Annotated in this window: 1 protein-coding gene; it reads left to right on the forward strand. The window is 58.3% G+C overall.

Features of this window, described 5'->3' with window-relative positions; genetic code table 11:
* The coding region (locus ACNEUN_RS06250; RefSeq protein WP_463631570.1) for a hypothetical protein at window positions 1-229 on the forward strand (229 nt) is incomplete at its 5' end.
* Between the last annotated feature and the right edge of the window lie 42 nt (window positions 230-271).

Here is a 271-nt window from a genome sequence, read left to right on the forward strand (position 1 = left end):
CGTATCCACCGAGGCGCTTCCCACTGGACCGAAACATACCGCCAAGTGGCTCTTACAGGGCAAAAAGCGCTCTTCGCTGAAAGATCCTATCGCACGCCCCTGTGCGCCGTTGCGCCACCGTGTACCATCTTTCCCGATCGCGCTCGCATCATGGCTGACGACGGCTGGCGAGCACTGCCTTGATCAACTCGCAATCATTCCCAGCTTCCAGATCGCGCGGAAGGTCTGAATTCATGGTGACATGCGTGAGACCCGGCATAAGGCTCCATTG

It is taken from the genome of Gardnerella sp. C0684A1 (genome assembly GCF_055326835.1).